Source organism: Chrysiogenia bacterium (assembly GCA_020434085.1).
GTDB lineage: Bacteria > JAGRBM01 > JAGRBM01 > JAGRBM01 > JAGRBM01 > JAGRBM01.
The window spans coordinates 1-6360 of sequence record JAGRBM010000490.1; the positions used below are offsets into that span (position 1 = coordinate 1).

10 protein-coding genes are annotated in these 6360 nt (G+C 60.0%); 5 read left to right on the forward strand and 5 right to left on the reverse strand.

Annotated features, from left to right (window positions below):
- Positions 1–292: 292 nt before the first annotated feature.
- The gene (locus KDH09_16505; GenBank protein MCB0221300.1) at positions 293–586 is read left to right on the forward strand and encodes a GIY-YIG nuclease family protein; all 294 of its coding nucleotides are present in this window, start codon (positions 293–295) and stop codon (positions 584–586) included.
- A gap of 175 nt (positions 587–761) precedes the next feature.
- Here the strand turns inward: KDH09_16505 and KDH09_16510 are convergent, their stop codons facing one another.
- Positions 762–1133, reverse strand: coding sequence for a hypothetical protein (locus tag KDH09_16510; protein MCB0221301.1), 372 nt, complete (start codon positions 1131–1133; stop codon positions 762–764).
- A 66-nt stretch (positions 1134–1199) separates the two neighbouring features.
- Between KDH09_16510 and KDH09_16515 the strand changes: the two genes are divergently transcribed.
- Positions 1200–1424 (forward strand): type II toxin-antitoxin system HicB family antitoxin, encoded by a 225-nt coding sequence (locus KDH09_16515; GenBank protein MCB0221302.1) that lies wholly within the window; start codon positions 1200–1202, stop codon positions 1422–1424.
- Complete coding sequence (locus tag KDH09_16520; GenBank protein ID MCB0221303.1) at positions 1424–1663, forward strand: type II toxin-antitoxin system HicA family toxin; 240 nt, start codon at positions 1424–1426, stop codon at positions 1661–1663. Before KDH09_16515 ends, KDH09_16520 begins: the two co-directional genes overlap by 1 nt.
- Positions 1664–1724: 61 nt before the next feature.
- Here the strand turns inward: KDH09_16520 and KDH09_16525 are convergent, their stop codons facing one another.
- From KDH09_16525 to KDH09_16540, 4 genes are all read right to left on the reverse strand, one after another.
- On the reverse strand, positions 1725–2117 hold the full coding sequence (locus KDH09_16525) for a response regulator (protein ID MCB0221304.1): 393 nt from the start codon (positions 2115–2117) through the stop codon (positions 1725–1727).
- A 360-nt stretch (positions 2118–2477) separates the two neighbouring features.
- Positions 2478–2891, reverse strand: coding sequence for a response regulator (locus KDH09_16530; protein MCB0221305.1), 414 nt, complete (start codon positions 2889–2891; stop codon positions 2478–2480).
- Between the two features lie 18 nt (positions 2892–2909).
- Positions 2910–3332 carry a hypothetical protein gene (locus KDH09_16535; GenBank protein ID MCB0221306.1) on the reverse strand — a complete coding sequence of 141 codons (423 nt, stop codon included), beginning with the start codon at positions 3330–3332 and terminating at the stop codon, positions 2910–2912.
- A gap of 30 nt (positions 3333–3362) precedes the next feature.
- Positions 3363–3776 (reverse strand): response regulator, encoded by a 414-nt coding sequence (locus tag KDH09_16540; GenBank protein ID MCB0221307.1) that lies wholly within the window; start codon positions 3774–3776, stop codon positions 3363–3365.
- Between the two features lie 345 nt (positions 3777–4121).
- Here KDH09_16540 and KDH09_16545 point away from each other — a divergent pair, with 345 nt between their 5' ends.
- Both KDH09_16545 and KDH09_16550 read left to right on the forward strand, forming a co-directional pair.
- The gene (locus KDH09_16545) at positions 4122–5207 is read left to right on the forward strand and encodes a hypothetical protein (GenBank protein ID MCB0221308.1); all 1086 of its coding nucleotides are present in this window, start codon (positions 4122–4124) and stop codon (positions 5205–5207) included.
- An 8-nt stretch (positions 5208–5215) separates the two neighbouring features.
- Positions 5216–6082, forward strand: a complete 867-nt coding sequence (locus KDH09_16550; GenBank protein ID MCB0221309.1) for a hypothetical protein — start codon at positions 5216–5218, stop codon at positions 6080–6082.
- The last annotated feature ends 278 nt before the right edge of the window (positions 6083–6360 follow it).

Consider the following 6360-nt stretch of genomic DNA (forward strand, 5'->3'; position numbering starts at 1 on the left):
CACAAGCTCGCCAGCAAGACGAAGAAAGCCGTCGCCGCCACCGCCGAGGGCAAAGCCGCCTGCCACTCAGACCTCACGCCGGCCGAAGAAGCGCGCAGGATTCAGGAGAGCGGGGCGGCGTAGGGGGTCTGCGTCGGCCTGGGGCACGTTGAGATCCTTCGCGTTGTTCAGGATGATAATCTTGGGCGGGAACGCGTATATTTGATGACCTGCAATCCCCGTGGTTGTCATCCTGAGCGCAGCGAAGGATCTCAACCGCTTTCGCGTTGGCGTAGAACCATGGTGGAAGGTGATGAGGCGCGAGCACCGCTATTACGTTTACATCATGGCGAGCAAGAGTCGGGTTCTCTACGTTGGAATGACCAACAGCCTTGAACGGCGCGTCTGGGAGCATCGGAGCGGCGACGGCAGCGCCTTCACCAGGAAATACCATGTACACAAACTCGTCTACTTTGAAGAAACCGACGATGTGAATGTCGCGATCGAGCGCGAGAAGCAGCTCAAGGGCTGGAAACGTGAGCGCAAGGTTGCGCTGATCGAAGCGGAGAATCCCAAGTGGCTCGACCTGGCTGAGAAATGGTTCTGAGCCCAGTGTGCCGTGCAAACTGGTGATCGGTTGAGATCCTTCGCTGCGCCCTTCGGGCTACGCTCAGGATGACAACCGTGGGATTACGAGTTGTACGATGACAAGTTTCCTGGCCCAGGCTGTCATCCTGAGTGCAGCGAAGGATCTCAACCTGTAGCGTGCCGGCGCCCGCTTCCTACTCCGTCACCATCAACTCCCTGACCTTCATCTCATCTCCCCCGCAGAGCTGGGAGCAGTCGATGGCCACGGTGGCGTCCTCGGTCGCGGTGAAGCTGACCGAGCCGCTGTCGGTGCGGTCGATGGCGATGAGCTCGGTGCCGCCGGGCGTAATCACGGCGACGTTGCAGTGGGGGAAGGTGCTCTCCTCGTTGAGGAGTTCCCAGGTGACCAGCACGCTCTGGCCGGCGGTGGCCGGGTTGGGGCTCACGTTGAATTCCTCGATGGTGAACACGGCCAGGCAGCCATTTAGAAGCTCGTCGCAGCCGCTCGTGAAGACGAGGGTGAGGGCAAGGGAGAAGACGGCGGCGGTGATTCGAAGGGCGCGCATGGCTGAAGTCTAGCGCGACTGGCGGCGCCGGGGGGAAGGGGGTAGAATGGTTTCGAGGTTTTTCTCATGCGAAGCGTCAAGATCATTGTAGAGAAGCACCCGGACGGCTACGTGGCCTATCCCTTGGGACTCAAGGGGGTCGTCGTCGGCCAGGGGGAGACCCGCGAGGCAGCCGTGGCTGATGTGAAGTCCGCGATTGCGTTTCATATTGAAACCTTCGGGGCCGAGGCGTTTGAGGGTGACGACGAAGTGCTTGAGGCCTACGTCGAAGAAGCGGCGATTGCGAGCTAGTGCCGAGGTTCCCGGTCGATGCCCCCCGCGCCCGGGTTCTCCGCGCCCTCGAATCGCTGGGTTTCCGGGTCGTCCGTGAAGGCAACCACATCGCAATGATTCGCGAAAATTCAGATGGAACCCGCACACCGCTTACGTTGCCAAATCATGCCACATTGAAAGGCTCGACTCTCCGAACCATCTGCACACAGGCGCGCATTTCACGAGAAGATTTCTTGAGGGCCTACAGCAAGGCCTGATCATCGCTCGACAAAAAAGGCCCGGCAATGCCGGGCCTTTTGGCTGTTTCAGTTTCGGCGCTCAGACCGCCACCTGCGCGAGCGCGGGTGCGAGGCCCAGCTTGTTGCAGACCAGGATTCGCAGGCCCGCGGCGTCGATGGGTTTGGGGACGTGGCCGTTGAAGGTGCCGTCCTTTAGAAGGTCGACGGAGATGTTGGCGCTCATGGCCACGATGCTCGTCGCGCGAAGGTCGGGGATCTTGCGCAGGTTGCGGGCGGCGGTGGCGCCGTCCATTCCCGGCATGACCCGGTCCATCAGGATGAGCTCGGGCTTGTGATCGCTGGCGGCCTGAATGGCGCTCTGTCCGTCCTCGGCCTCGACAATGGTGACCGGCAGGCATTCGAGCGAATCGCGCACGTAATTGCGGTGAAATCCCTGGTCGTCGACGACCAGGACAATCGGCTGGCGGGACATGTACCCTGCTCCCTATCTGCGCACTGCCTGCCCGGATCGGTTCCGAGTCTTCCCTCTGCGGAACCGCGGCGGGCAACGCTGCCCCCAAGAGCCCCATCCTCCGACAAATGGGGCGTTGTGTCAAGCCACTGTACGATACAAGTATCCGTTGTTGCGGCGTTTTTCGGGATCAGGGTGTCCAGGACGCGGCGCGGCGCCCCGTTTCACAAGGGAAAACGAAGGCTTCGGCGTACTTGTTACATCTTGCAAGGTTGCCCTCCCGTCGGGGTGTACACTGCCACAGCGTCCGAAAGAAAAGCCCCGCTTCCTCATCCAGGAAGCGGGGCTTTCTTGTTGTGCCCTCATTGGTGTCGGGTGTGCCTAGCCGGCGCGGCGCAGCCAGCTCGTAATGCCCAAGCGCTCGGCCACCAGCGCGCGCAGCGCGTCGGCCTGGATGGGTTTTTCGACGTGGCCGTTGAAGGTGCCGTCACAGAGCAGCGCCGGGTCGAGGTTGGCCGAGACGCACAGGATCTGCGTGGCCTTGAGCTCGGGGCGCCTTCGAATGGCCAGCGCGGCGGTGCGCCCGTCCATCACCGGCATGACCCGGTCCATCAGGATGAGCGCCGGGCGCTCGGCAATGGCCAGCTCGATGGCCTCGCGGCCCTCGCGCGCGTAGCTCAGCCATGCGGGCAGGCCCGAGAGCGCCTTGGCCACGAAGGCCCGGTGGAAGGGGGCGTCATCGACGATGAGCACCTTGGGGTCAAAGGGCAGGGGCGAGTAATTGGGGATATCCATGGTGAGATCCTTCACTTCCTAGCGAACGCCCGCGACGGCATCGAATTGTGTCGGGTCCCACTGACCCAGACCGAGCAGGCCGGCGATTTCCGCGCCGAGTTCGTTTGCATTGGCCGGACGCGGCATCATGCGGTCCACGCCGAGAAGTTTGAGTTGCTGGTAGACGCGAAAATCGAATGCCAGTGCCGAGCAGAAGAGCACGCGCGGCGCGGCCCGGCCGGTCTCGGCCAGCAGCACGCGGAGCATTTCGAGTTCGCGGCCGCTCACCTCCACGCCGCCCAGCAGCAGCAGGTCGGGCATGTCGAAGGAAAGCCGCCGCTCCAGGGCGTCGACGCCCGCAAAGACGCTCAGCTCCACGCCGAGTTCATCGCAGGCCGGCACGAGCAGGCACTGCAGGGCTCCGGCGGGGTCGAGGGCGAAGATCTTGGTATCGTTGTACATGGCGCTTCTCCTGTTTCGTGATGTGACCGCTCAGGCGGCCGGCGCCTCTGCCCTGCGGGGGCCGATCAGTTGAATGTTGAGCAGGCCGGCGATCTTCTCGCGAAGCTGCAGGATGGACATGGGCTTGTCCATGACGACTTCGACGCCCAGGTCTTTGAGGTAATGGCGCGTGCGCAGGTCCCGGAAGATGGCCGAGAAGAAGACCAGCTTGGGCCGGCGACCGGCGCTGCTGGCGACCAGCTCACGAATGAAGTCGATGCCGCTGCCGTCGGGCAGCAGTCCGTCGACCACGATGACGTCGGGGGCCGCGCGTTCCAGGCGCGCCTTGGCATCGCGGATGCGATCGAATCCCTCGAAGGCGAATCCGATGTTGGTGATCGCCTTCTCAAGGAGCCGCCGGGTGGCGGCGTCGTCTTCAATGGCAAAGATCAGTGGCTTGTTCATCTCTCTTGCGTCCTTCCCGTTCGCGTGGAACGTCCGCTCGCATGAGAGGCTTACAGAGCAACGGCGGTGCCATCGCTGTTTTAAGTTTTGTTAAGGAATATAAACCCAATGATTTCAGTGGGTTGGACGCAAAAGTCCAGCGGCACAGTGTGAGAGCCGTCACACCGCAAAATACCGCTATGCAAAGCTTGCGTGCGTGTAACCCAGGAGTGTCGCCCAAATTTGTCGATCGCCGAAAACGCGCGTGAACCATCTCACAACGCGGTTGTGAGAAAAGTCACGTTGGTGGTGTGCTAGGGTTGGGGCACCGATGCGCACAAAGCATGAAGTAAATGGGATGCCATCTTGCTGGAGAACCTGACCCCCTATCCACCGCTGGATGAGCCGGTGAACGGCCCGCTTCTTCCCGACATCAACTCCGACGGGGCGCCCGATATTTCCATGGCGATTTCGGTCAATGACGCGCAGGTTTTTTCGGCCTCCTTCGTCGCGGACGAGGAATTCGACCTGTCGGTGACGCCGCGGAAGCCGCTTTTCGATGCGCAGACCGGGGACCGGACCTACACCATCCGGGCGGGCAATTCCTACACGCAGACGATTCCCGACAGCGCCTACTACACCAGGAAGCTGCGCCTGCCCTCGCCGGCGACGCAGGTGGCGACCCCCGCGGATCTCACCCCCGTGGACGGGCCGTTTGTGAGCCCGCCCGTGCGCCATCAGCTCCTGCACATCTACGGCCTCGATACCGAGCCCTACACCGTGCTCGAAGACCCGGCCGGCGGGGAGTACCGGATCTGGGGGCGGGAGAAGAGGCTGGTGGAGGTCCCTGAAGAGTGGACAGTTTTGGCGACGCCAGAAAATGAGCGGGTGCTGGCGCCGGCGATGATTCAACTCGGCAAAGAATGGCTGCAAAATCTAGCTGATGCTCGAGAAGAACCTGAGAAGGTAGCGGCCGCACCGGTTACGGAGTTGAGAGAACCTGATTTTACTTCTGTTTTTCGCACAGTTCTTCACCAACGCCGACTATCAAATCAGTTTCTTCTCGGAAACCCAGGATTGTTTACGGTTTCATTCCCTTGTGGAGGGCCGCATGAACAAGGGCGCTCAGTCGATGTGAACAGCGCAGAGTTCGCCGTGACCGCACAGGAGCAATACCTCTCAACTCAGGAATGGGCGCAACATCTACCCAGCGGATTAACTTGGTTCGGTAGCAAGGACCGCGTCCACTATGGGATGGACCCACCGGAACGAACCAGACATCCTGATCAAGAGTTTATTGATAGAACGAATCAGGCACAGTTAGACTATCGGCTGTATGAGCACCTGGCTGGCATACCTTTGCGATCGACAAATGGAGGCAACCCTTGGGCGCCAATTATTCACTGCAGATTTTCTCCCAATAACCCGAGTGGACGGTTGCCGCCGCAATAGGAGGAGGTATGAGAGCCGTAGTAATTGTTCTTGTTTGTGTAGTAGCTGCACTGAATGTACCGCAACATTCGATTGCGTCCACAAGGGCGATGGCTCAATGCAATCTGCCCGAAATTTATGGCAGGTACTGGACCCCTTCGGACAATCCTTATTCGGGTTTTCGATATCGTGTGATCGAGACATTTGAAGGATTGAAAATACTGCAGCAGGGAGTGCAGGAAGAGGGTAGTCGCTTAGCGCAAGAGGTGTCATTTGAGATGTACGATCTGACTATGAATGAGCAATCGTGCTCCCTCTCGTGGCAGTTTTCTCGAAAACATTTTGGGGCAGTGGATGGTATACTGCGCCTTGATGGAGATCATATGGTCGCCGAAAATTACTATCGAGAACGGGGTAAGAAATATGTAGTGCCTTTAACGGAACTGGCACCCATGGGGGATAGTCAGACAATGCAATTCTATAGCTCTCTTGCGATGCGGGTGGACAGCGGAATCAACAAACTAACCGGGGTTGAGATAATGCTGGTACCATTTCAGGGTGTCTTCCATCGGGTTATTTTGCAGCTCGCAACTCCCGAGATTACAGGTGTCTACTTGGGGAGAATAGAAAGAGACCGGTTGCTTACTGTTGAATTTAGAGCAAATGGAAAGCAATATCGATTCACCGCTGAGCGCGCGCAGGACCAAAACAAGCTGAATGGTAATCTCGCTGATCATTCTGACAGTGCCGTGTTGAGCGGCTTAGAGCTGACAAAAGGCCCCTCCTTCTGGGACACCCACGACTGGGAGGATTTCGCGAAGCAGTCGCCGGAGTCCGAAGGGACCGGGGAGGCGGCGAAGCCGTCCCCCGAAGACGCGCAATCGCCCACGCCCTGAGGGCGCCTTCCATGTAAATTCTGCGGTCCATCTCGGGTCATTTCGGTCCATCGTGGGCCATCATGGCTCACGCCCCTTGCGTGAGTTTCTTTCTTTCCCATACTGAAAACAGAAGGGCCCCGCCGCAGGAGGCTGAGGGGAGGGGGGCGTGCGGGCGACGATCGGGCTCTGCAGCGCGGCGGTAGGAGGCACCCCCTCAGCCCGGGCATTTGCCCGGACAGCTCCCCCGCAAGGGGAGCAGGGAGAGGTGGTGCGCTTTGCGCGCGTGCACGAGCACG

What these genes read in the sequence shown, in the direction of transcription:
- KDH09_16505 (MCB0221300.1), top strand. Translation starts at nt 293, where the DNA reads ATGAGGCGCGAGCACCGCTATTACGTTTACATCATGGCGAGCAAGAGT.
- KDH09_16510 (MCB0221301.1), bottom strand. Translation starts at nt 1,133, where the DNA reads ATGCGCGCCCTTCGAATCACCGCCGCCGTCTTCTCCCTTGCCCTCACC.
- KDH09_16515 (MCB0221302.1), top strand. Translation starts at nt 1,200, where the DNA reads ATGCGAAGCGTCAAGATCATTGTAGAGAAGCACCCGGACGGCTACGTG.
- KDH09_16525 (MCB0221304.1), bottom strand. Translation starts at nt 2,117, where the DNA reads ATGTCCCGCCAGCCGATTGTCCTGGTCGTCGACGACCAGGGATTTCAC.
- KDH09_16530 (MCB0221305.1), bottom strand. Translation starts at nt 2,891, where the DNA reads ATGGATATCCCCAATTACTCGCCCCTGCCCTTTGACCCCAAGGTGCTC.
- KDH09_16535 (MCB0221306.1), bottom strand. Translation starts at nt 3,332, where the DNA reads ATGTACAACGATACCAAGATCTTCGCCCTCGACCCCGCCGGAGCCCTG.
- KDH09_16540 (MCB0221307.1), bottom strand. Translation starts at nt 3,776, where the DNA reads ATGAACAAGCCACTGATCTTTGCCATTGAAGACGACGCCGCCACCCGG.
- KDH09_16550 (MCB0221309.1), top strand. Translation starts at nt 5,216, where the DNA reads ATGAGAGCCGTAGTAATTGTTCTTGTTTGTGTAGTAGCTGCACTGAAT.